The organism is Acinetobacter corruptisaponis (genome assembly GCF_030053775.1).
Lineage (GTDB): Bacteria > Pseudomonadota > Gammaproteobacteria > Pseudomonadales > Moraxellaceae > Acinetobacter > Acinetobacter corruptisaponis.
Map to the genome: position 1 here is coordinate 311,509 of NZ_CP125669.1, position 25,312 is coordinate 336,820.

Consider the following 25,312-nt stretch of genomic DNA (forward strand, 5'->3'; position numbering starts at 1 on the left):
GATGTCAATTCAACATCCCTATTTTATCCAGAGAGAAAACTATACTGAGAGCCGAGTAGCATTAGCACATGAGATTTTTCAATGTGACCAAGCAGCAGCTTTCTATTTTACCACTCCAGATTATATTCTACAGAGTCAGCGAAAACTGCAAGACATACAGGTGAGTGAGCAGAGCCAATTGTCAGACTGGTTGCAACAGGCACGTTTGCAACTGAAACAGGTGATTGCCGATGGTCATTACCAAGCCAAAATTCTGGGTGGTATTCCATTTTGTACCTCACAAGACCTTAATCTGATGATTATGGATGAGGTCAAGTTTTATCAAAAGGCGATTTATACCCAGAACTATCAAGCCTTGCCTGAAGAAAGTATTCGAGAAGCCTGTTTTATTCCATCAGGACAACAATACCAACATCAGGTCGCTAATCTCATTCAGAAAATGCAACAAGGCAAACTCAATAAAGCGGTACTTGCTCGCATCTTGCAATTAGAACTGACAGATGAAATTGATGTAGCACAACTGTTTTATCAGTTATCCAAAGATAATCCAGAGGGTTATAACTATGCGGTGGCAAGACATGCACATCAGGAGGGTTGGTTTGTTGGTGCAAGTCCTGAATTGCTGGTTGCCAAACAAGCTGCGCAAGTCTGGAGTAAACCAGTCGCTGGTACTTTGGCACGAGATACCGACCCGATTCAGGATCAGGAAAATGCCAAATACTTGTTAAATTCTGCAAAAGATCAGCATGAACATGCGGTGGTGATTGAAATGATTGCTGATAAGCTTAGTCCATTCTGTAAAAAATTACATATTCCAAAACAACCATCCCTCATCCGCACAAAACGCTTATGGCATTTGGCAACACGGATTGAGGGCGAGCTTAAAGATCAAGATACTCATGTGTTTGATCTGGTGGAGAAACTCCATCCAACCCCTGCGATTTGTGGTCAACCAACAGCGGTTGCAAAAGATTTGATTGAACAGCTTGAACCGTTTAATCGTGAATTGTTTGCAGGAACAATGGGTTGGGCAGATGAACAAGGCAATGGTGAATGGTCAGTGACGGTACGCTGCGCCCGTATCCAACATAATATTGCTCGACTCTTTGCGGGGGCTGGCATCGTTGCGGCTTCCGATCCACATGCTGAACATGCCGAAACCGCTGCCAAGTTTAGAACGGTACTGGATGGGTTTGGTTTTAGTTCCGCACAAATTATGGACAAGGTGAAATAATATGCAGAATTATTTAGCAGGTGCAGTGCCTTATCCAGAACAATTTGCCAATTTATACCGCCAAAAAGGCTACTGGATTGGACAGAATCTGAGTGATTTTTTGCAGCAATCAGCAAGTCAGTATGCAGAAAATATTGCCATTTTCGATGCTGAAATAGAAATTAACTATCAGCAATTCAATCAATGGGTCAGCTATTGCGCCACACATTTATATCAGCATGGTTTACGTGCAGGTGATAAAGCAGTGGTGCAAATGCCGAATTGCTATCAATTTTATGTGGTGTTTTTTGCGCTGATTCGTTTGGGTGTGTTGCCAATTATGTCTTTGCCAGCCCATCGGCATGCAGAGTTGAATAGCTTCTTTCAACAAACAGGGGCGAAAGCCTATTTTTGTGCTGACTTTGGCGCACAGAAATTTGATTATCGGGAATTGGCACGTAAATGTCAGGCTGTCAATCCTGAGCTACAGCATATTTTTGTGTTGGGTGATCAAGCTGAATTTTCTAGTTTGGCTGATTTATTACAACAAACCGCTATTTTAGAACAAGCGATCAATCCAAGTTCTGCCGATCAAGTGGCTTTTTTACAGCTTTCAGGTGGCAGTACAGGGATTCCTAAACTCATTCCCCGTACCCATGATGACTATTTATATAGCGTGCGGGAAAGTGCCAACATCTGCCAGCTTGAGCAAAATTCACGTCTATTGATGGTGCTGCCTGCTGCACATAACTTTTCCATGAGTTCAGCAGGTGCATTAGGCATTTTTTATGTCGGTGGTGCAGTGGTATTGGGTACAGACCCGAGTCCTGAAACAGCATTTCACCTCATCCGCAAACATCAGGTCACGGATGCCTGTTTAGTGCCTGCTTTGGTTCGCCCGTGGATGGATAAGGCTCGTAAAGATCAGGATGATATTTTATCGACTTTACGCTGCTTACAGGTCGGTGGTGCACGTTTGCCTGATACGGTAGCAACCGCATTAATCCAAGAATTTAATGTGAAGTTGCAACAAGTATTTGGCATGGCTGAGGGCTTGGTTAATTACACTCGCTTTGATATGTCAGCCGAGCAAATCATTCATACACAAGGCATTAAAATTTCCGAAGATGATGAAATTCTGGTACTGGATGACAATGATCAACCTGTAGCAATTGGGCAGATTGGGCATTTACTGACAAGAGGACCTTATACGATTCGTGGCTATTATCAAGCCGCAGAACATAATGCCCGATCATTTACGCCCGATGGTTTTTACCGTACAGGCGATCTAGTTCGTATCCGTGAAGATGGCTGTATTGTGGTCGAGGGACGCTCCAAAGAACAGATTAATCGGGGTGGCGAAAAAATTGCCACTGAAGAAGTAGAACAAGCTTTAGTGACTCATCCGCAGGTGCGTTTGGCTGCATTGGTGGCGATGCCCGATGAAATGCTGGGTGAAAAAAGTTGTGCCTTTATTGCATGGCAAACACAGGACAATGAGCCAAGTGCGATTCGTCGTGGTATGCAATTACGCCAATACCTCAAAGACTATGGTTTAGCCACTTATAAGATTCCTGATCGAATTGAGTTTATCGAACAGTTTCCTTATACCGCCTTTGGAAAAATTGACAAAAAAGTGTTGCGTAAACAAGTTGAAGCTGAAGCAGTTTGAATTTTCCTAACCCCCCTTTTAAGCGTAGGGGCACCGAGTTCTCAGTTTTCACTTGATTTTGACCTCTCCCTAGCCCTCTCCTAGAAAGAGAGGGAATATCACGAATTTATTATATGGGTTATTAGATTCGTGGAAGTCTCCCTCCTTTTAGGAGGGAGATTTAGAGGGAGGTTTTATAGAAACTTAACAGCTCTCTGCCTTGTAGTAAAAAGGAAATTGGAATGGATTTTGTTTATGAAAATATTTTAAATCACAGAAATAATATACGAGAGACTTATATGACTATCCCTAAAATTGCCAGTTATGCCATGCCACAGGCAGATGAATTTAGCGCAAACAAAACCCATTGGCAGCTTGATGCTAAAAAGTCGGTTCTACTTGTACATGATATGCAGCAATATTTCTTAGACTTTTATGACCAGACCCAGCAGCCGATTCCTGAATTGCTGAGAAATACCCAAGCCTTGATTGCACAGGCACGCCAACTCAATATCCCTGTGGTGTATACCGCCCAACCAGGAGATCAAACGCCTGAGCATCGCCAGTTACTCACCGATTTTTGGGGTACAGGCTTAAAAGCAGATCCACAAATCACCCGTATTCATCCTGATGTGGCTGCAATTGAGCCTGATATTGTGATGACTAAATGGCGTTATAGCGCATTTAAATTTTCTGACTTTGAGCAACGCATGCAGCAATGGGGGCGTGATCAGTTGGTCATTTGTGGGGTCTATGCCCATATCGGTTGCTTAATGAGTGCAGCCGAAGCCTTTATGCTGAATATCAAGCCTTTTGTTTGTGGCGATGCAATGGCAGATTTTAGCCGTGAAGAACACGATATGGCATTGAAATATATCAGTACACGCTGTGGTCAGGTGATGAGTACGGATCAGGTTTTACGTTTATGGGAGTTAAAGGATATGGCAACTGCATTATCAAAAGAGGGAATTATTGCAGCAGTCAGCGAGCAGTTACAGATTCCTGTGACTGAAATTGAACTGCATGATGACTTGTTAATGCTGGGGCTGGACTCGGTACGTTTGATGACACTGGTTGGGAAATGGCAAGCACATGGAGCAAAAGTCAGTTTTGAAGATTTAGCTGAACAACCGACTTTGGAAATCTGGATTGAAAAATTGGTGGCTTAATTTTTCATAATTTATTTAACAAAAAAATGGCAGAGTTAATCTGCCATTTTTTACTCTGTTTAAAGTTAATCCTCTTTAACACGCCAATTTCTAACACGGACAAATATATCAAAATTACGCCATTGCATTTTTGGTACACCGACCCAGCTATGCACCAGCACAAACAGGAAAGCGGTAAATAGCGGAATCAAGATCGTCCCAAAAATCACACTGCCCAATACACTAATCCCGATTTCATAACGGCTTGCCGCACCTGCACCTGTGGCAAACACCAATGGAATAATTCCTGCGCCAAAGGCAAGTGAGGTCATAATAATCGGACGTAAACGCAAGGATAAGGCTTCATAGGCTGCTGCGTATTTATCTAAACCTTGTGTCAATGCAGTTGAGGCAAATTCCACAATTAAAATGGCATTTTTACACGACAGCCCGATCGCAGTTAATAGGGCAATCTGGAAATACACATCATTTGGTAAATCAAAGAACCATGCACACAAGATCGTACCTGTAATCCCTAGAGGCAAGCCCAATAAAATAATGAACGGAATTTTCCAGCTTTCATATAAAGCAGCTAAACACAGGAAAATAAACAGGATCGAAATCACATACAGATAAATTGCCTGATTGCTGGATTGTTGTTCCTGTAAAGACAAACCACTCCATGCCAGATCAACATCTGCCTGTTGATCAATTAAATCGGAAAGTTGTCCCATTGCCTGACCAGAACTAAAACCCTCACTGACACTGGCTTCAAGTTGAATGGCAGCCAAGCCCATAAAACGGTTTAACACTTCTGGACCGCCTGTCCATTCGGTTTGGGCAAAATGGGAAAGGGGCAGCATTTCACCAGACTGATTCCGTACATGCCAATAACGTAAATCTTCGGGTTTAGAACGGAATTCAGTATCGCCCTGCATAATGATTCGTTTGATACGTCCACGTTCTACGAAATCGTTGACATAACTGCCGCCCCAAGCAGTTGACAAGGTTGAACGAATTTCCTGCTGTTCAATACCGAGCATTTTGGCTTTATTTTGATCCAGTTGTACAAATAAAGCGGCTTTGTTATCACTCACCAATGGACTTAATTCAGTAAAAGCAGGGTAGTTTTTCGCTTGTGCTTCAATATCAGCAAACTGTTGTTGTAGATTTTCCCGACCTTTACCTGCGACATCACGCAACCATAACTCAATCGCATCAGACTGCCCTAGACCAGAGACACTGGCGGGCATACCGACCATGACACGGGCAGGCAGTAGATCAGAAAGCCCTTGTTGTAAACGGGCACGAATCGCAGGTGCAGTATTTTCTGCACCCTGACGCTCATCCCAATGCTTGAGTGACACGAATGCCATACCCAGATTTGGACCTTGACCAGAAAAGTTCTGTCCATTCACGATCAGTACGGTATTAATATTTTTGGCTTCTTGATGAAGTAAATAATCATTAACCTGTTTACCCACAGCCTGCGTTTGGCTCAGTGAAGCACTGTCCTGTAAGGCAAATTGTACCGCCAATAAACCCTGATCTTCATTGGGAATAAAACTGGTCGGTAAGGCACGATAAAACAGAATCAAAGCAAAAATGATCGCCAAGACACCCAGTCCAGCCAAAGCCTTAAAGCGTAGTAAAGACTGGGTAGATCGGATAAATAGCAACTTGATTCGATTAACGCCATTTTCCAGATATTGTCCCCAAACAGGTTTTTTATGTTCTTTTTTGAGTAATACAGCGCATAAGGCAGGGGTGATCATCATCGCTGCAATCAGCGAAAGCAGCATGGCAGCGACCAGTGTAATGGAAAACTGACGGTAAATCATGCCTGTCGAACCACTAAAAAATGCCATTGGAATAAATACCGCAGTCAGTACCAATGTAATCCCAATCAATGCGCCACTAATTTCCTGCATGGATTCAAGACAGGCTTCACGGACTTCAAGCTGTTTTTCATGAATCAGACGCTCGACATTTTCCACCACCACGATGGTATCATCCACCAGCAGACCAATTGCCAAAACCAGAGCAAACAAGGTCAGCGTATTAATACTCATCCCAGCCAAGTACAGAATAATAAATGTTCCGCAAATCACAATTGGTACAGTAATGGTTGGAATCAGGGTCGCCCGCCAGTTTTGTAAAAATAAATACATCACCAGAACCACTAAAACTACCGCTTCCAGCAAGGTAAAAATCACCTGTTTGATGGATTCCTGAATAAATGGCGTATTGTCTCGTGGATAAACCACTTTATAACCCGCAGGCAAATGCTGACTCAGTTGGGCGACTTTTTCTTTAATTAATTTAGAGCTTTGAATGGCATTGGCATCTGGACTCAGATAAATGCCCAAACCTGCGGATGGAAAGCCATTCAGCCTATTTACACTTTCATAATTTTCTGCGCCCAGTTCAACCCGTGCCACATCTTTTAAATAGACCAAACTGCCATCAATATTGGCTTTCACCACCACCGACTTAAAATCTTCAATGGTTTTCAGACGTGAACCTGCGGTGACTTTGGCATAAATATTTTGATGATCTGCGGAGGGCATTGCACCAATCGAACCCGCAGCAATTTGGGTATTATAATCACTCAAAGCCTTTTCAATATCACTTGGCATCAACTTATAATTTCGAAGTTGATTTGGATTCAGCCAGATCCGCATGGCATAGGCTGAACCAAAAATATCCACTTCACCGACACCCTGAATCTGGGTCAATGGCTGCTCAAAATGAGTAATCAAATAATCAGATAAATCAATATTACTGGTTTTGCCTGTTTCGTCATAAATGCCCACGATCAGTGATAAATCACCTGTGGTTTTCCAGATATTGACTCCTTGACGTTGCACTTGTTCAGGCAATCGACTTAGCGCACTGTTCATTTGGTTCTGTACTTGAACCTGTGCCTTATCAATATCCGTTCCAATTTTAAAATGAATATCAATGCTGCTGCGACCAGAGGATTCACTGTTAGAGGTGTAATAGAGCAGATTGTCGATGCCCTTGATTTGTTGCTCTAGAATCTGGGTCACACTTTCTTCAACGGTTTCGGCGGATGCTCCACGATAAACCGCAGAGACACTGACACTTGGCGGGGCAAGGTTGGGATAACGTTCAACAGGCAGTGCTAAAATCGAAAAAAAGCCTAAAATCAGGATGATAATAGCAATGACTGATGCAAATATGGGGTGGTAAATAAAGAAGCGAGGCAACATTATTTTATCTACTTATGCATAAATTGGTAATGGAAGTTGGAGTATGGCGATATTCAAAAGGACGATTATAATTCAATTTTACATAAATAAGAATGATTATCAATTTCAAAATAAAAATAGTTATAACTATTGAATGATTATCAATAACTGGTTATGATGCGCAAAATTTACAAATGCTAACAATTATGACTTGAAAATTGTTATCAATACAGAGGAAATGAAAAGATGGTTTTAACTAAGAAAAAGTTAGTTATTGCGGTTGCCGCATTCGCACCATTCACAGTGATGGCAAATGAACAGGGCAGCTCAAATCAACAAGAACCTCAACGCCTTCAGACCATTGTGGTTTCAGCCGCATTAACAGAGCAAAACATAGACAAGGCACCTGCATCTATCAGCGTAATTACCAGTGAACAGATTGAAAGAAGTGCTGCCTTAAGCGTGGCAGACGTTTTGCAAAAAGAAGCGGGTGTTTATAACTATAACAGCGGACAAGATAAAATTGTGATCCGTGGTATGCAGGATACTTCTGGCAGCTATACATTAATCCTGCTGAATGGTAAACGCACTTCTTCTTCAGGTGCAATGTGGCGCGGCAATGACTTTGACTGGAGTTCAATTCCACTCAATAGTATTGAACGTATTGAAGTCATTCGTGGTCCAATGTCATCACTTTATGGTTCAGATGCCATGGGTGGTGTAATCAATATTATTACTAAAAAAGCAAAACCAGGTGAAATTCATGGTTCTGTTTTCACTCAGTTTAATAGAGTGGACAGTGGCAAAGGTAAAAACCAGTCACGTTATGGTTTTAATTTAAATGGTGGACTAACTGATGGTGTCCGTTTTAATCTTTCAGGCGATGCCTATAACCGAGATGCATGGTATAAGCAACAAACCGATGCTTCAGCTTACTTTGTTGAGAAAGAAACAACCAATTTAAACGGAACTTTGAACTGGGACATTAATGACCAGCAAGCACTCGATTTAGATGTGAATTATAATAAAGATAAAAGACCTTTAACCCAGGATACAAATTGGGGTTCTCAAGAAATGGAGATGGACCGTACCAATATCGGTTTAACTCACCGTGGTAATTGGGGATGGGGAAAAACAGAAGCCTATATCGGTAAAGAAACCGCAAAAATCGATGATTATGACACTGACTATGATGCACCACAAAAAAGACATTATAAACAGGATAATTTAATTGCTAGAGGGTTTACCAATTTTGATTGGTTGATGAACAACACGACTTTAGGTGCAGATTATAAAGACCAAAAAATCACTGACCCTATTTCATATACAACAGGCAGCTCGAAGCAAAAGAGTTATGGTGTATTTGTACAGAATGATACCCACATCACAGATGCTTTCACGGCTACGGTTGGGGGGCGTTATGACCATTTCGATAACTTTGACGGTAAGGCGACTGGTAAGGCTTATTTAGCCTATGAGCTTGCAGATGGGATTGTGCTAAAAGGGGGCTTTGGACAGGCTTACAAAGTACCTGGTCCATACCAGTTAGATGAAAATTACCGTCTGGTTTCTTGTGGCGGAAGCTGTTTCATTCGTGGTAACGCGAACTTAAAACCAGAAGAAAGTAATAACTACGAAGCATCCTTGATTGTGACACAACCAAACTGGAACTTTAACATCACGGCTTTCCAAAATGATGTTAAAAACCTGATTGAACGTATCAAAGATCCAGCACCAACAGATCCGAAGTTCCCAAACAAATGGGATAACGTTGCCAAAGCCGAGCTTAAAGGGGTTGAAGTAGCGGCAGGTTATGACTTCAGTGATGCTTTTGGTGTTAAGGGTAATGCGACCTATCTAGATGCAAAAAATAAAATCACTGATAAAGATTTGACTGAGCGTCCAGAATGGATGGCAAATGCCTTTATTACCTGGACACCTGTTGAAAATTATAAAATGAATTTTGGTGCGAGCTATATTGGGCAACAAATGTTGTCGGCTACAGAAGAGTTGCCATCATATACGACCTATGATGTAACCCTAACTTCAAATCTGACTCAAAACTTAACCCTAGACTACGGTGTTAAAAACCTGACTGATGTTGACTTGAAAGATAAGGATGAGGGCTTCAATACCAAACTTTATGGACGCAATTATTTTGTGAAAGCTACCTTTAGCTTCTAAGCTTAAGTTTACAACCTGCCATTTCAAAAAATGGTAGGTTTTTTTATTTTAGAAAAAATATAGCGATTTCTATAGGTTAAGGAGTGTTTATGTTTTCAGAACGATTGCTTAACACAGGATTAGGGGCAACAACTGCCAGACTGGCTGTTTTGGAAGTTATTGCAAATCATGGGGGACTAACAGCCGATGATATCTATATGATGGTCAATAAAAACAGGGAAGTAAAAATTGGCACAATTTATAGGGTTTTGGCTGATCTTGAAAAACATCAGTTGATCAAGAGAATACTGTTTGGACGAAATAAAAGTATCTATAAGTTACTGGAACAAAAAATAAATTGTAATGTCATGGATATGCAGAATGGCAAAATGCAGCCTTATCATAATGAAGAGATCAATCAATTACTGGAACAGGTTCTGCTTAAACTAGAGGACGACTTCTCTACCATTGACTTGATTCTATATAAATAACTTCATTCAGAAATCTGTATGATGCCAACCAAAAAAAAATAATACCTTTATTATTTTTAAATGAGTTAAACCTGTCATTAATTTCCAATAATTTAAAACGTGCTTAAAATGATTAAATTGCTTATATTATTTTAACAAAGTCTTGAATTGATTAAAAAACAAAATCACACTCAAGTTCAATTTATTTAAAAAATTAATTCTAAGCGGTACGATGATGGATATAGAAATAGAGACACATCCACTCACTCCTTTTTTGCCTGGCAATGCAAAACTGCTGATGCTGGGAAGCTTTCCACCGCCTCAGAATCGGTGGAAGATGAACTTTTATTATCCAAACTATCAAAATGATATGTGGAGAATCTTTGGCCTGATTTTTTTCAGTGATAAAAACCACTTTTTAGATTTACCCAATAAAAATTTTAAGGAAAGTCAAATCCGTGAGTTTTTGTCCCAAATTGGAATTGGGATATTTGATACGGCCTATCAAATTAAACGCTTGCAGGGCAATGCCTCAGACAAGTTCCTGGAAATTGTGACTCCAACCGATTTGTCAGCTTTGCTTGAGCAAATACCAATGTGTCATACCATTATGACAACGGGAGACAAGGCTACAGATACGCTGATGCAGCATTTTCCAGATCAACCTATTAAGCCCATGATCGGTCAATCGGTACAGGTGAATTATGAGAATCGTGAGCTAAGTTTATACCGCTTGCCCTCATCATCACGGGCCTATCCATTAGCACTGGAAAAAAAAGCGGATGTTTACAAACAGTTCTTTGAACAAATTGGTGTGGTTTAATTATAAAAGGAGGGGAAATGAATGAACGATGTCACCAGTCCAATCGACTTACGCAATTATGAGGATGCTGTGGAATGGCAAGACACGGCGAATGTGAAACGCCCGTGGAGAAAGGATTTCTTTGATTATTATGCCAATCTGATTAAGACGCATGCTTCTGATCAATGTCATATTCTGGAGTTGGGAGCAGGGCCAGGATTTTTAGCGCAACATTTATTGTCACAATTGCCCAATATTCAATATACCGCTTTCGATTTTTCTGGGGCTATGCATCAGCTTGCTCAACAGAAGTTAACCTCCTCTGAACGAGCAAGAGCCAACTATCTCATTGGAAACTTTAAGGAGCCCGATTGGCAAAATGCTCTAAATCAAAAATATGACTTTATTATCATTCATCAGGCATTGCATGAGCTTCGGCATAAAAAATATGCTGCCGATTTTCATAAAAAAGTAAAAACCTTACTAGAACCTCAAGGTTGTTACTTGGTTTGCGATCATCTATGTGCACCTCATGCCATGCAAAATGACCAGCTTTATATGAACAAACAGGAGCATATCGACGCTTTAAAAGCGGCAGCTTTTGAAAATATTAAGATGCCTTTAGAAATTGAGGGGCTGTGCCTGTTTGAAATGCGTTTAGATTAGATTTTCCATCATTCTTGGATATTTGATCCATCTAAAATCATTGATCTTGATGTCACGCACATGGGTAAATTCAGACCAGATCAGTTGACTGCCTTTTGTCCATTGCAGTGGTTTCACCCGTTGTTCCACTGCAAGTTTCTCTTGTTCAGTTGCTGGACGTAAATCTCCAATTTCCACATATAAACGAACGCCAGGATAATCACTAAAATTTCCCTGAATCAGTGAACTTAGCCAAAACAGCTTTCCGCTATTAACAGCTTGAATACAGGCTTTGGAATTTTGGCTAAGATTTTCACCCAATCTTTCTGTAAATGTATCAAAGAAATAAGCGGTTTGATTGTCATTTAAAAAGACAGTGCCGATAGGGGTAATATTGGGTTGACCATATTGATCGACTGTTGCAATTGAAGCATGTATTGATGCTTTTTGTGCAAGTTTAAAAATCCGTTGAATATTTTTCCAGTCTTTTTCTAAAATCATATATTTATCCTTGTTATTGTTTCTAAAGGTAATTTAGCACATAAAAAGTAAGATAATATTGCTATTTAATTTTCAATAAATTGTCAATTCGGCAAATAAGGTTCTGGTTTATGAGAACCTTATTGATCTAAATGATGATTCTATAAACCACCGCCAAGCGTTTTATACAGTTCAATCTGGTTATTCAATTTAGTCTGCTCAAGTATCAGTAGGCCTTGTTGCGCAGCATAGGCAGAACGTTGAGCATCCAAAACAGTCAGGTAACTGTCAATGCCAGCCCTAAAACGTGCAGTTGATAATGTATAGGTGGTATCTGTCGCTGACACCAAGCGTCGTTGTGCAGCTAAACGATCTTCAATATGTGCATAAGCAGCCAAGGCATCATTCACTTCACGAAAAGCGGATTGAATGGCATTTTCATATTCGGAAAGAGCAATTTTCTGATCTATCTCTGAAATCTTGATATTGGCTTTGCGAGTTCCCCAATCAAAAATGGGCAGATCGAGGCTCGGACCAATCGACCAGGAAAATCCACCAGATTTAAATAAATCTTTCAGTTCAGTTGAAGCATATCCTGTTGAACCTATCAAACTAATGCTAGGGAACATTCGTGCTTTTGCTGCACCAATATTTGCACCTGCTGCACGCAGTTGATATTCAGCAGCTTTTAAATCTGGACGGTTACTGAGTAAGTCACTACTGAGACCTGTTGCAAAAGTCGTCTCATTGCTTATATTTTTAACTATTTGATCAGGAAGCAGGCTTTGTGGAACAGCTTGCCCAGCCAATAAATCAAGTAAGTTTTTTGCCTGTAAGACTTGGGTTTTATAATTGGCAACATCGTTTCGTGCAGTTTCGACCGAAATTTGTGATTGACGTAGCGGAACTTCGCTATCTATCCCAGCATCAAAACGTTTCTTGTTCAGATTGTAGGAGTCAAGTTGTGCCTTTAGTGTTTGTTCTGCAAGGTTTAAGTTGGCTGTTGCAAAAGCGTAGTTTAACCAGGCTTGGGCAACTTGGCTCACTAGACTGATCTGTGTTGCCTGTCTGGCACTCTGTGTTGCAAGGTAATGATTCAATGTGGCATCTTTAAGGCTCCGAACACGTCCCCAAAAATCCAGCTCATAGGCAGTGAGTCCCAATCCGACTTGAAAAGTTGAATAGGGGTTATTGGGATGAGTGGATGGGTTGACCTGTCGTAGCGCATTTCCTGTTACGCCAATCGTTGGTAATTGGTCATATTCGGTAATTTGGTATTGCTGCTGGGCACGCTAAATATTCAAGGTGGCAGTGTGTAAATCACGGTTGTGATTTAAGCTGATTTCAATCACTTGTAATAAGCGGGGATCCGAAAAGAAAGTTTTATATCCTTGCTCTGCAATTGAAGTGCCTGTATGGGTTTGGGCAAACTGTTGTGGGATATCAGATTTAATGACAGGTTGAGGTGCTTGTAGATTCATACAGGCAGTAAGGCAAAACGACAATGTGGAGACAATAAAACCACGAGATAAGACAGCCAATTTAGACATGCTCTTCTCCAAACAATAGCAAATATTTAGGTATGGAAATTTCAAGGGAAATTTTTGACATTTCCCCTGATTGATCTGGTTTAGGATTTGATTTTTAGTTTTGGAGAAAACAGTTTTTCGACTGTACCCAATACAAAGATGAAAAATACGGGTACAAAGAAAATTGCCAGGATGGTTGCTGAAATCATGCCACCAAACACGCCCGTTCCCAAAGCGTGTTGGGTCTCAGAACTTGCACCTGATGCAATCACCAATGGAATCACACCACAGGTAAAGGCAAGGGAAGTCATGAGGATCGGACGCAAACGAAGTTTGGCTGCCGCAACAGTTGCCTCAATTAAACTCATGCCATCTTCTTTAAGCATCTTGGCAAATTCCACAATTAAAATTGCGTTTTTGGCAGATAGACCAATGATGGTAATTAAACCGACCTTAAAGAAAATATCATTCGGAATGCCACGTAATAACACTGCCAGTACTGCACCTATTAAACCCAATGGTACCACCAGCATGACCGAAAGTGGAATTGACCAGCTTTCATATAGCGCTGCAAGGACAAGGAATACAACCAACATGGACAGTGCCAATAAGAATACTGTTTGAGATTCAGATGCTTTTTCTTCCAAAGATTGTCCAGTCCATTCAAATCCAATACCTTTCGGTAATTGCGCCATTAAATGTTCCATTTCTGCCATCGCTTCGCCCGAAGACACACCTTGGGCAGCTCCGCCAGAAATACTGAGTGATGGGCGACCGTTATAACGGTTATATTGCTGTGGTGATTGTGTCCAATGTGCAGATACCACTTCGCTTAAACTGACCAATTGATTATTTGCACTTTTGACTTTCAGTGCCAAAATATCTTGAATATTCATACGTGATGTGGCATCAACCTGTACAATCACTTGCTGCATACGTCCTTGATTTGGAAAATCATTGACATAGGCTGAACCCATTGAGGTGGAAATTACATCATTAATATCACTAAAGTTGACACCTAAGGTGTTGGCTTTATTGCGGTCAATCTCAAGGCTGACACTGCTGCCAGCAGGCAAACCCTCAGGATAAACGCTATCCAGTTTTGGGCTTTGTGCTGCCAGTCCAAGCAATTGATTTTGAGCATCAATCAACTTTGCCATACCCAAATTGGCACGGTCCTGTAGGCGTAAACTAAAACCTGATGATGTGCCCAGCTCATCAATTGCAGGGGGTAACACAGACATGATCGTACCTTCACGGCTGCTTTGCATTGCAGTATTGACGTTATCAGACTCCATTTGTGTGGTGGATGATTGACGTTCATTAAAATCTTTTAGGTTGGTAAATGCCAATGCCATATTTTGTCCAGAACCAGCAAAACTAAAGCCCAAAATAGAAATATTGTCTTTAATATCAGGACGTGTTTTTAGATGTTGCTCAAACTCATTAACCACCTGTAAAGTCCGTTCTTGCGTTGCTTCGGACGGTAACTGAAATGAGGTCATAAACCAACCTTGATCTTCATCGGGTAAAAACGCCGTTGGTACGGCTTTAAATGCCCAAACAAGCCCACCAACCAACACAACAAATACCAACATTGCGGGCATGGTGAATTTGAGTAGTTTCAATAAAATACGTTCATAGCCTTGTCCCAGCCGTTCAAAGGCACGGTCAAACCACGCAAAAAATCCACGTTTTTGATGGTGAGCATCGATTGGTTTGAGTAAGGTGGCGCATAAGGCGGGAGTCAGGGTTAGGGCTAAAAATGCTGAAAATAAAATCGACACCGACATGGTGATGGTAAACTGTCGATAAATAATTCCAACCGAACCACTGGCAAATGCCATTGGTAAAAACACTGCTGCCAGTACCAAGGTAATACCAATAATTGGGCTGGAAATTTCAGTCATGGCCTTGGCGGTCGCTTCTTTCGGTGATAACCCTTCGCTTGCCATAATCCGTTCCACATTTTCGATGACGACAATGGCATCATCAACAATAATTCCGATTGCCAGCACCATACCAAACATGGTCAACACATTGATGGAGAAACCAGCAATCAGCATAATTGCAAAAGTACCGAGCAGGGCAATCGGTGCAACAATCGCAGGAATTAAAGTGTAGCGCACATTGTGTAGGAACACATACATGACGATAAATACCAGAATCATCGCCTCGATTAAGGTATGAATGACTTTTTCAATCGAGATTTTCACGAATGGTGCAGAGTCGTAAGGGAAAGAATATTGCATACCCGATGGCAGGCTTTGTTCCAGCTCCGTCACTTTTTGATGTACACCATCGGCTGTTTTTACTGCATTTGCACCTGGACTAAGTTGAATGGCGATTGCTGTAGCAGGCTTGCCATTTTCCAAAATTGCAAAATTATAAGTTTGTGAACCCAACTCGACACGTGCCACATCGGAGAGATGTACGCTTGCTCCAGAATTGTTACTTTTTAAAATGATATTTTTAAATTGTTCAACTGTTTCCAACTGACCTTTGGCGGTGAGCGGTACAGTCAGCATTTGTCCTTGAACTGCAGGCACATCACCAACCCGACCTGGAGAAATTGCTAAGTTTTGTCGTTGAATCGCGAGAGTGATATCGTTAATTGATAGGTTATATGCGACTAACTGGGTAGGATTAATCCAAATCCGCATCGCTTTTTCTGCACCGAAATTCTGAACTTTACCGACACCCTCAACACGTTTTAGTTCCTCGACCACATTGCGTACCATATAGTCGCTGAGATCTACCTCACTATATTCGTGATTTGGTGAGCTTAAACCAACCATCATCAAAAATCCTGATGATGCAGCTTCGACCATCAAGCCTTGTTGACGTACTGCCTGTGGTAAACGTGCTTCCACAGCCTTGATTTTATTTTGCACGTCAACCTGTGCCATTTCGACATCCGTACCAGGTTTAAAAGTTGCGGTAATTGTCGCAAAACCTGAAGTATCAGCACTGGAATTGTAATACAATAGATTTTTAACGCCAGATAATTCCTTTTCAATCAATGAAATAACACTATCATTCAATGTTTGGGGTGTTGCTCCTGGGTAGGTTGCTGTAATACTAACCTGAGGCGGCGCAACACTTGGAAAACGGGCGATCGGCAGTTTTGGAATACTCAGCAATCCAAACAAAATAATGAAAATCGCAATTACCCATGCAAACACGGGACGGCGAATGAAAAATTGTGACATCATCATTGTGCTCCCTGTGTGATCGGTGCTTTCCACATACTTATTTCAAGTTTTTGATTGGGTTGAATACGTTCAACACCCTCAACCACGATCTTGTCACCTGTTTGCAGTCCTTTATTGACAAGGTACGACTGCTCATATTGCTGTCCCAACTCAATTGGACGTATTTCGGCTGCGCCTTTTGCATTGATGACATAGGCTTGTGGATCACCATTGCTATTGCGTTGCACAGCCTGAGCAGGAATCAGCAAGGCTTGTGGAATGGATGCTCGGTCAATACTGACACGTACATACATGCCTGGCAGAAGTTTTCGTTCAGGGTTCTGCACTTCAATACGAACCGTGACATCACCTGTTTCTGGATCAACATTGATGCCTTCAAACAATATCTTTGCAGTGACCTTATACGGCTGTCCATGACTATTTAAAATACGAACGGTTTTTTCATTATTGGCAGATAATTCACCACTTTGTAATGCGGCTTGTAAACGCTCATATTCAGCAATGGATTGTTTGACATCGACATAAACCTTGTCGATTTGCTGTACGGTTGCCATTGTGGCGGTATCGCCTTGGTTGACCAGAGCACCCTCAGTGACAAAAGATTGTCCAATACGCCCTGAAATCGGTGCGCGTACAGTGGCATATTGCAGGTTTAAATTTTGTCGTGTCAGTAAGGCTTTCATTTGTGCAACATCAGCCAAAGCCTGACGATATGCAGCCTGAGCATTACTGACCTCCTGTTTGCTGATCGCATTGCTTGGCAGCAATTGCTCATAACGTTCTAACTGAACCTTTAAACGGGCAACTTCTGCTTCGGCTTTAGTCAGGGAGGCTTTATTACTATTTACATCTGCCTGAAAAGTCTCAGAATTGATTTTATAGAGTGCTTGTCCTGCTTTAACCTCACTACCTTGTGTAAACAATACCTTTTCAATAATACCGCCAACTTGTGGGCGAATTTCAGCAGTACGGAATGCCTGTACGCGCGCTGGTAAATTTTCGCTAAAACTAATGGATTGTGGCTGAATATTAAATACAGTGACTTTTGCAGGTGCCGCCTCAGCCTGAGTAACCTGTTCAGAACCACAGCCTTGCAGCACCAGTCCAATCGACAAAAATAATGGAAGTAAAAGATGCTTTTGCATACTGTCCAAACCTATGCAGTTTTTGATGCTGTCATTATTTTTCAGGAGTGTGGAATGATGATCCCTGAAATGTGGAAAAAGTGTGGAGATAAACAGATATTTCAGCGTATGATGGATTTAGACTGTAATAACTCAATTTTTATTTATGTTTGAAGCCTCATTTTCTTTTGATTGTCGTGATAAACAGATTCTCGTGGTTGAGGATGAATATGATATTGGTGATATTATTGAACATTATTTAAAACGTGAGGGAATGCATGTCATTCGTGCCATGAATGGCAAACAGGCAATTGAAATACACGCTTCCCAAGCGGTAGATTTAATCCTGCTTGATATAAAACTGCCTGAATTAAATGGCTGGGAAGTATTGGGTAAAATCCGTCAAAAAGCACAAACGCCTGTGATTATGTTGACCGCATTGGATCAGGATATTGATAAAGTCATGGCTTTAAGGATTGGTGCAGATGATTTTGTGGTGAAACCCTTTAATCCAAATGAAGTGGTGGCCCGTGTACAGGCGGTGTTAAGACGAGCACAGCAAAATACACAGCTTCAAAAGAAAAATCTGGTTTATAAAAATATTGAGATCAACACCGATATTCATAGTGTTTATATTAATCAACATGATAAGAAAGTTTTGCTCAACCTAACCCTGACTGAATATAAGATTCTACTGTTAATGATTGAGCATCCACATAAAGTGTTTACCCGCAGTGAATTAATGAGTCATTGCCTGCCTGATCGGGATGCGCTTGAGCGAACCGTGGACAGCCATGTCAGTAAACTTAGAAAAAAACTGGAAGAACAGGGACTTCAAAATATGTTGATCAATGTGCGTGGCGTTGGTTATCGGCTTGATCAGATTCAAGAGCAATAATTTTCATGAAATAAGCTGTTTTGAGACAAACTTATGAAAAATAAATTGGGTATTAACAAGCAGCTTTTTATTGCATTTAGCATGGTAAATCTGAGTATCACGCTATTTGCGGTTTTTGTTGGTTATTTCTTTTACAACTATGCCATAGAAAATGGCTGGATTTCACTGAGTTCATTACAGGAAGACTGGACAGATTTTCATCTGATTGACTGGATTTGGCTATTTACCGTGATTCTATGTGGTTCAGTTGTTTCCCTTGTGATTGGGATGCAACTCGCAAAACGTTTTATTGTGCCGATTAACTCTTTGGCGGAAGCTGCTAATAAAATCAGTCAGGGCGACCTTTCTGCACGAGCGAATGATAACCAGATTCACTCTACCGAAATTGCTGAACTTATGCATAATTTTAATGATATGGCAAAGAAACTGGAAAGTTCGGTTAAAAATGCACAGGTGTGGAATGCGGCAATCGCCCATGAATTGAGAACGCCGATCACCATTTTACAGGGGCGTTTACAGGGTATACTTGATGGTGTTTTTAAACCAGATGAGGTTTTGTTTAGCAGCCTGTTAAATCAGGTTGAGGGATTGTCCCATCTAGTCGAAGATTTACGCACATTAAGCTTAGTTGAAAATCAGCAGTTACGTTTAAATCTTGAGTGGGTCGATTTTAACGAACATATTGAAAAGATATTGCTGATGTTTAAAGAAAGGCTGGTACAGGCTCAGTTGAATATTCAGCTTGATTTAACAACTGAAAAAGTATGCTGTGATCATAGACGTATGCAACAGGTTTTGATTGCATTAATTGACAATACCATTCGCTACGCCCACCCAGGAACAATCAGAATTTCTTCAAAAATAATATTAAAAGATTGGATTCTACAAATTGAAGATCAAGGGCCTGGTATTGCTGAAGAATATCAAACAGATTTATTCAATCCATTTTTTCGCCTGGAGCAGTCCAGAAACAAGGAGTTTGGTGGAACAGGGCTGGGATTGGCTGTTGTCCATGCAATTGTGATAGCCCATCACGGTACAATCCGTTATGAAAATCCAGGAAACTATAGTGTTTTCACTATCACTATCCCACAGCCGCAATTGAATAGCTGATTTACATCATCCATTCCACTGGAAAATAAGACACAAAATGCATGGTAAATCGCTGGAATTTAGTGTTTTCAGGGTCATGATGATGTTCAACAACTTCACCATTTGGTTGATGCTCGTACCAAACGATATTGCCATTCTCATCCAGTTTGAGTTGGTAGGCGACTTGTAGCAAATGCTGGTCAAGCATCGCGGTAATCTGATCCTGTAAATGGTCGGATTCAACCACTAAACCGACCTCGGTATTTAAATGGGCAGAACGAGGGTCGAAGTTAAAAGAACCAATAAACACTTTCCCATCCACATCAAAAAATTTGGCATGCAGGCTTGAGCGATTTTTGCCCTTTTTAGGAATCACACTACCTGTAGCGATTTCATACCAAGTTCTTTTTGTTCTTTCAATATTGGGTTTGAACTCATAAAGTTGTACGCCGTTTTGCAAGAGAGGCTTACGGTATTGACTATAAAAGGAATGAACCACGGCAACATCATTGGCCACCAGACTATTGGTAAGTACCCGAACTTTAATCCCGTTTCTGGATAATTGATTTAAATAAGCGGTACCTTGCTTGGTGGGTACAAAATAGGCCGAAACCAGTTCCATATGTTGTTCAGGTTTGCCCATAATCTTTAGCACTTGAGAATATAGCAGATTGTCACCCTTTGCCTGTCCCAATGCCTTATTGGGATGATCAGCAACAAAATGAGCCTTTGCCCATTGGATGGGATAATTTTGTAATCTTAATTTTAAATAATCCTGTGCTGCTTCCAGTTTATCTTCCGTTGGGGTATTAACCTGATCTAAAGCTTTATAAGTATCTCTTAAACTTTCAAGTTGCTGTGGTGTTCCCGTCCCAATCAACTGCTCAGTTGAGTAACTGAGATCATTATTCCAGAACTCATCAAAAACTTGTTCAGCCCGATCAACCGCCTTGCCATAGAACAAAATATCCATATCGCTAAACTGGAACTGATCGCTTGCTTCAAAATACTCGCTGCTGATATTACGGCCACCTGTGACTGCAATTGACTGATCAGCAATCGTCAGCTTATTGTGCATACGATGGTTCACTTGTTTGAGCCGAAATATATAGTCAATAAATCGTAAATGTCTAAATTTATATGGATTGAAAATACGGATTTCAAAATTTTGGTGGTGGGCAAGGACCTTTAAGGTTTTATCGAGTTTTATTCCATTCTGATCGTCAATCAGTAAACGGATTTTTACGCCTCGGTCTGCTGCATTCAGTAATTCATGCAGCATCATGTTGCCAATGGCATCGTCATTCCAAATATAATATTGTAAATCAAGCTGATGTTTGGCATTTCGAATTAAGTGAATCCGTGAAGCAATGCTTAAAAAAGCATCATCCAAAGCTAAATATGCCGTTAAACCATGTTCAATATTGAGATCGGCTTGTGGATCATTCATCCACTTTGTTTTTATTTGCACAGAATTACTCCGATCATGATTCTGGTTGGGTGGTAAAGAACAGCCACTTATTCCTAACATGATAACAAGTGTCGTTATCTGAAGATGGTATGAGTTTTTTATCATTTTATTGTTCAAGCACGTGAATCCAACTTTAATTTATACAATATTGATTTTATTATCTAAAAACTTTTTATTTCCAAGGTGATAATGTAATTTCTAAGAAAAACAATAATTTATTATGGATGTGGTGGAGGCTTATACATTTTTAGTTGTTAAAAGAATTCACCGAGAACAGCAAAATCATATATGGGTTAATCAATTATTGAGCTTTGGTACTATACTGGTGTATAGTATATTTTTAGATTTAATGTGGTCGACATTATGCCTAAACAATTAGAGGATAAAAAAAAGATTCTCACACGTGTAAGACGAATCCAGGGGCAAGTACAGAGCGTTGAACGTGCTTTGGAAAATGACACGGAATGTGCTGATATTTTGCAGCAAATCTGTGCAGTTCGTGGTGCATTAAATGGTTTAATGACTGAACTTCTCGAAATTCATTTAAAGGATACCTTAGTGGTAGGTGAATCTTCAGAGCTGCAACGCAGTCAGGAGCTAACTCAAGTCAGTAAAATTCTTAAATCTTATTTAAAGTAAAAATTAAGGAGTGTCATTGTGATTAAATCTCGTGCAGCCGTAGCCTTTGCCGCAGGTGAGCCATTGCAAATTGTGGAACTGGATGTTGAACCACCAAAAGCGGGTGAAGTCCTGATTAAAATTACCCATACAGGTGTGTGCCATACCGATGCCTTTACCTTGTCTGGTGATGATCCTGAGGGTGTGTTCCCAGCAGTATTGGGACATGAGGGCGCTGGTGTGGTGGTTCAAGTCGGAAAGGGTGTGACTAGTGTTGCAGTCGGTGACCATGTGATTCCTCTTTATACCGCAGAATGTAAGGAATGTTTGTTCTGTAAATCGGGTAAAACCAATCTTTGTGTTGCGGTTCGCGCGACTCAGGGCAAGGGTGTGATGCCTGATGGTACAACGCGTTTTTCTTATAATGGTCAGCCAATTTATCACTATATGGGCTGCTCAACCTTTAGTGAATATACGGTTGTTGCCGAAGTGTCTTTGGCGAAAATTAATCCAGAAGCCAACCATGAGCAAGTTTGTTTGTTGGGTTGCGGTGTAACCACAGGAATCGGTGCGGTACATAACACGGCGAAAGTACAAGAGGGTGATAGTGTTGCGGTGTTTGGCTTAGGTGGAATTGGTCTGGCTGTGGTGCAAGGTGCGCGCCAAGCCAAAGCTGGACGGATTATTGTGATTGATACCAATCCTGATAAGTTTGAACTGGCAAAACAATTCGGTGCAACGGATTTCTTAAATCCAAAAGATTATGATCAACCAATTCAGCAAGTGATTGTGGAAATGACAGGCTGGGGCGTTGATCATTCTTTTGAATGTATTGGTAATGTCAATGTTATGCGTTCAGCCTTGGAATGTGCACATCGTGGTTGGGGACAATCAGTGATTATTGGTGTTGCTGGTGCTGGTCAGGAAATCTCAACCCGTCCATTCCAGTTGGTGACAGGGCGTAAATGGATGGGGACGGCTTTTGGTGGTGTGAAAGGTCGTTCGCAATTGCCAAAAATGGTGGAGGATGCCATGAAAGGTGAAATCCAGCTTGAACCATTTGTGACGCATACCATGCCGCTTGAAGACATTAATGAGGCTTTTGATTTAATGCATGAGGGCAAGTCGATTCGTACCGTGATTCATTTTTAATTGTTAAAATCTGGATTTGATGATGTGTTCTGCATCATCAAATCTTTGAGTATAAGTTGATGTCAAAACCACGTTTAAAACTACACGTCCGTATCTTGTCTGAGGAACAGATTGCTTTTGGTCCTGGTAAGGCTGGACTACTGGAAGCCATTCAACGTACAGGTTCGATTTCTCAAGCGGCTAAATCCATGAATATGAGTTACCGACGTGCATGGCAACTGGTGGATACTATGAATCAATGTTTTCAGTCTGCTTTGGTGGAAACACAAACAGGCGGAACACATGGTGGTGGAGCAGTGGTAACTGAATTTGGGCAAGTGATTCTCAAAAAATTTAGGGCAATGGAACAGCAGGCAGCCAAAGCACTTGAGCATGATTTTCAAGAATTATCCAGCTATCTAAAATCACCTCAATAATCTTATGCTGATTTATGGGGCATGGGCATTAAAATGAAGCCGTTTTGGCACCAAAGCTAAATCCACTCATCAAAAATCAATTAAATAAAATTATAAGATATTAATTTATAATATAAAAATATATCTGGCACACTTTCTGCATTTATTTATCCAAACTTGTATACAAGATGGGATTCATAACATGCATGAGATAAAAACTTTAGGCTGGACGATTTCAGAATGGCAAACCGCTTATCTAAATAAAGAGATTCAGCTCGATATTTTAAAGGATTTGGTTGCAGCAATTCATCCTCAAGATAATGCATGGATTTCGATTGCAACCTTAGATCAAGTTGAGCAACAAATTCATTCCCTAAATGAATTGGCGAAAGACGCTGAAAATTTACACAAGCAATTTCCATTGTATGGCATTCCGTTTGCAGTCAAAGACAATATTGATGTCGCAGGATTTGCAACAACGGTGGCCTGTAAGGCTTTAACTACCATTGTAGAAAAAGATGCGGAGACTGTTCGCTTATTAAAACAAGCGGGTGCAATTGTGATTGGTAAGACCAACCTTGATCAATTTGCGACAGGTTTGGTGGGGACGCGTTCACCATTTGGGGCAGTATCCAATACATTTAAACCTGAATATGTCAGTGGGGGGTCAAGCTCGGGTTCTGCCAGTGTCGTCGCTAGAGGCTTCGTTCCATTTGCACTCGGTACAGATACTGCGGGATCAGGTCGTGTTCCTGCTGCCTTTAATAATATTGTTGGATTGAAACCGACCAAAGGTCGTTTTTCCAATCGTGGTTTAGTGCCTGCCTGTAAAAGTCTGGATTGTATTTCCATTTTTGCATTGACCGTTGCCGATGCGGATTTGGTGGCAAATCTGTTGGAGGCTTATGATGCTTTAGACAGCTATTCACGCAAGCATCCTAAAAATGTTCCTGCACGTTTCTCAGGCAAACTCAAATTTGCTATTCCAGAACAGCCCAATTTCTTTGGCGATGAACAAGCCGAAAAAGCTTTTCAGCAAACAGTTCAGTTACTAGAAAGTTTAAATGCTGAAATCACCAAGATTGATTTTTCAGACTTTGAGCAACTGGCAGCGCAACTGTATCAAGGTTCATGGGTGGCAGAGCGCACCGCAACGGTTGAAGATTTACTCAAAACCAATACTGCAGATTTTGATCCAACCGTTTTAGAAATCATTAAACAGGGTGAACAATATTCTGCTGTAGATGCCTACAATGCGGAATATCTCAAGCAGGATTTAGCCCGAAAAATTCAACAAAAACTGGCTGAATTTGATGCCTTAATTGTGCCAACCACGCCAACCATTTACACCATTGAGCAAGTTCAGCAACATCCGTTTGAATATAACGCTCATTTTGGAACGTATACCAATTTCACCAATTTGGCTGATCTCAGCGCATTAGCATTGCCAGCAGGCTTTAGAGCCGATCATTTACCGTTTGGCATTACCTTAATTGCGCCTGCTTGGCACGATGCTGCATTGGTGCATTTTGGTAAGGCATGGCAAAACTATCTGGCACTTAAACTCGGTGCATTAGACAAGAATTTACCTTTAAGTTCTGCAACGCCTGTTTCACCACATCATATTCGTGTTGCGGTTGTAGGCGCACATTTGACAGGTATGCCACTGAATTTCCAGCTTACCACCCGTGATGCGGTACATATCGAAACTACAAAAACCTCAAAAAATTATGCGCTCTATGCCTTAAACGGCACGATTCCTCCAAAACCTGGACTGGCTCGTCAGCAAAATGGGGACAGCATCATTGTCGAACTTTGGGATGTACCGACAGCACGCTTCGGTGAGTTTGTGGCAGAAATTCCAACGCCTTTAGGTATGGGCAATGTAGAGCTGGAAGATGGTCGTTGGGTCAAAGGCTTTATTTGCGAGCCTTATGGCATAGATGATGCAGAGAATATTAGTCATTTTGGTGGCTGGAGAGCCTACATTCAGCATCGCAACAGTCAAGCAGCCAACACAACGAATTAATT

General features: G+C 41.0%; 18 protein-coding genes and 1 pseudogene. 13 read left to right on the forward strand and 6 right to left on the reverse strand.

All coding sequences use genetic code 11. The features are described from left to right. The first annotated feature begins 1 nt into the window (after position 1). The 3 genes from QLH32_RS01445 to QLH32_RS01455 all read left to right on the forward strand — a co-directional run bounded on the left by QLH32_RS01445 (position 2) and on the right by QLH32_RS01455 (position 4,033). Positions 2–1,234 (forward strand): isochorismate synthase, encoded by a 1,233-nt coding sequence (locus tag QLH32_RS01445; protein WP_283267736.1) that lies wholly within the window; start codon positions 2–4, stop codon positions 1,232–1,234. Between the two features lies 1 nt (position 1,235). After that, a complete protein-coding gene (locus QLH32_RS01450) occupies positions 1,236–2,885 on the forward strand; it encodes a (2,3-dihydroxybenzoyl)adenylate synthase (protein WP_283267737.1) in 1,650 nt (549 codons plus the stop codon). A 278-nt stretch (positions 2,886–3,163) separates the two neighbouring features. Beyond that, the gene (locus QLH32_RS01455; RefSeq protein ID WP_283267738.1) at positions 3,164–4,033 is read left to right on the forward strand and encodes an isochorismatase; all 870 of its coding nucleotides are present in this window, start codon (positions 3,164–3,166) and stop codon (positions 4,031–4,033) included. A gap of 65 nt (positions 4,034–4,098) precedes the next feature. Here QLH32_RS01455 and QLH32_RS01460 read toward each other — a convergent pair whose 3' ends face one another. Then, complete coding sequence (locus QLH32_RS01460) at positions 4,099–7,248, reverse strand: multidrug efflux RND transporter permease subunit (protein WP_283267739.1); 3,150 nt, start codon at positions 7,246–7,248, stop codon at positions 4,099–4,101. Positions 7,249–7,473: 225 nt separating this feature from the next. Between QLH32_RS01460 and QLH32_RS01465 the strand changes: the two genes are divergently transcribed. The 4 genes from QLH32_RS01465 (at position 7,474) to QLH32_RS01480 (ending at position 11,328) form a co-directional block, all read left to right on the forward strand. Next, the gene (locus QLH32_RS01465) at positions 7,474–9,411 is read left to right on the forward strand and encodes a TonB-dependent receptor plug domain-containing protein (RefSeq protein ID WP_283267740.1); all 1,938 of its coding nucleotides are present in this window, start codon (positions 7,474–7,476) and stop codon (positions 9,409–9,411) included. 89 nt (positions 9,412–9,500) lie between these two features. Continuing rightward, complete coding sequence (locus tag QLH32_RS01470; protein WP_283267741.1) at positions 9,501–9,881, forward strand: Fur family transcriptional regulator; 381 nt, start codon at positions 9,501–9,503, stop codon at positions 9,879–9,881. Positions 9,882–10,092: 211 nt separating this feature from the next. After that, a complete protein-coding gene (locus tag QLH32_RS01475; protein ID WP_283267742.1) occupies positions 10,093–10,683 on the forward strand; it encodes a uracil-DNA glycosylase family protein in 591 nt (196 codons plus the stop codon). 21 nt (positions 10,684–10,704) lie between these two features. Beyond that, positions 10,705–11,328, forward strand: coding sequence for a class I SAM-dependent methyltransferase (locus QLH32_RS01480; RefSeq protein ID WP_283267743.1), 624 nt, complete (start codon positions 10,705–10,707; stop codon positions 11,326–11,328). Here QLH32_RS01480 and QLH32_RS01485 read toward each other — a convergent pair. The 4 genes and pseudogenes from QLH32_RS01485 to QLH32_RS01500 all read right to left on the reverse strand — a co-directional run bounded on the left by QLH32_RS01485 (position 11,320) and on the right by QLH32_RS01500 (position 17,676). Next, positions 11,320–11,808: a pyridoxamine 5'-phosphate oxidase family protein gene (locus QLH32_RS01485; RefSeq protein WP_283267744.1), complete on the reverse strand. Its 489-nt coding sequence runs from the start codon at positions 11,806–11,808 to the stop codon at positions 11,320–11,322. The two genes, QLH32_RS01480 and QLH32_RS01485, sit on opposite strands and share 9 nt — an antisense overlap. A gap of 140 nt (positions 11,809–11,948) precedes the next feature. Further along, positions 11,949–13,337 (reverse strand): annotated as a pseudogene (adeC, locus tag QLH32_RS01490) (AdeC/AdeK/OprM family multidrug efflux complex outer membrane factor). 80 nt (positions 13,338–13,417) lie between these two features. Then, positions 13,418–16,531 carry an efflux RND transporter permease subunit gene (locus QLH32_RS01495; RefSeq protein WP_283267745.1) on the reverse strand — a complete coding sequence of 1,038 codons (3,114 nt, stop codon included), beginning with the start codon at positions 16,529–16,531 and terminating at the stop codon, positions 13,418–13,420. After that, positions 16,531–17,676 (reverse strand): efflux RND transporter periplasmic adaptor subunit, encoded by a 1,146-nt coding sequence (locus QLH32_RS01500; protein WP_283267746.1) that lies wholly within the window; start codon positions 17,674–17,676, stop codon positions 16,531–16,533. Before QLH32_RS01500 ends, QLH32_RS01495 begins: the two co-directional genes overlap by 1 nt. A 145-nt stretch (positions 17,677–17,821) precedes the next feature. Here QLH32_RS01500 and adeR point away from each other — a divergent pair, with 145 nt between their 5' ends. Together adeR and adeS are read left to right on the forward strand one after the other, a co-directional pair. Further along, entirely contained in the window at positions 17,822–18,553 is a 732-nt protein-coding gene (gene adeR, locus QLH32_RS01505; protein ID WP_283267747.1) for an efflux system response regulator transcription factor AdeR, read from the forward strand. A 33-nt stretch (positions 18,554–18,586) separates the two neighbouring features. Continuing rightward, positions 18,587–19,666: a two-component sensor histidine kinase AdeS gene (gene adeS, locus QLH32_RS01510; RefSeq protein WP_283267748.1), complete on the forward strand. Its 1,080-nt coding sequence runs from the start codon at positions 18,587–18,589 to the stop codon at positions 19,664–19,666. A gap of 1 nt (position 19,667) precedes the next feature. On the opposite strand, the gene QLH32_RS01515 is transcribed toward adeS, so the two are convergent. Next, positions 19,668–21,176: a phospholipase D family protein gene (locus QLH32_RS01515; RefSeq protein WP_283267750.1), complete on the reverse strand. Its 1,509-nt coding sequence runs from the start codon at positions 21,174–21,176 to the stop codon at positions 19,668–19,670. Positions 21,177–21,479: 303 nt separating this feature from the next. Here QLH32_RS01515 and QLH32_RS01520 point away from each other — a divergent pair, with 303 nt between their 5' ends. From QLH32_RS01520 to atzF, 4 genes are all read left to right on the forward strand, one after another. Continuing rightward, a complete protein-coding gene (locus QLH32_RS01520; RefSeq protein WP_267979374.1) occupies positions 21,480–21,755 on the forward strand; it encodes a metal/formaldehyde-sensitive transcriptional repressor in 276 nt (91 codons plus the stop codon). Positions 21,756–21,776: 21 nt separating this feature from the next. Beyond that, positions 21,777–22,886, forward strand: coding sequence for an S-(hydroxymethyl)glutathione dehydrogenase/class III alcohol dehydrogenase (locus QLH32_RS01525; RefSeq protein ID WP_283269264.1), 1,110 nt, complete (start codon positions 21,777–21,779; stop codon positions 22,884–22,886). A gap of 59 nt (positions 22,887–22,945) precedes the next feature. Next, the gene (locus QLH32_RS01530; protein WP_283267751.1) at positions 22,946–23,302 is read left to right on the forward strand and encodes a winged helix-turn-helix domain-containing protein; all 357 of its coding nucleotides are present in this window, start codon (positions 22,946–22,948) and stop codon (positions 23,300–23,302) included. Positions 23,303–23,483: 181 nt separating this feature from the next. Further along, positions 23,484–25,310, forward strand: a complete 1,827-nt coding sequence (atzF, locus tag QLH32_RS01535) for an allophanate hydrolase (RefSeq protein ID WP_283267753.1) — start codon at positions 23,484–23,486, stop codon at positions 25,308–25,310. Positions 25,311–25,312: the final 2 nt, after the last annotated feature.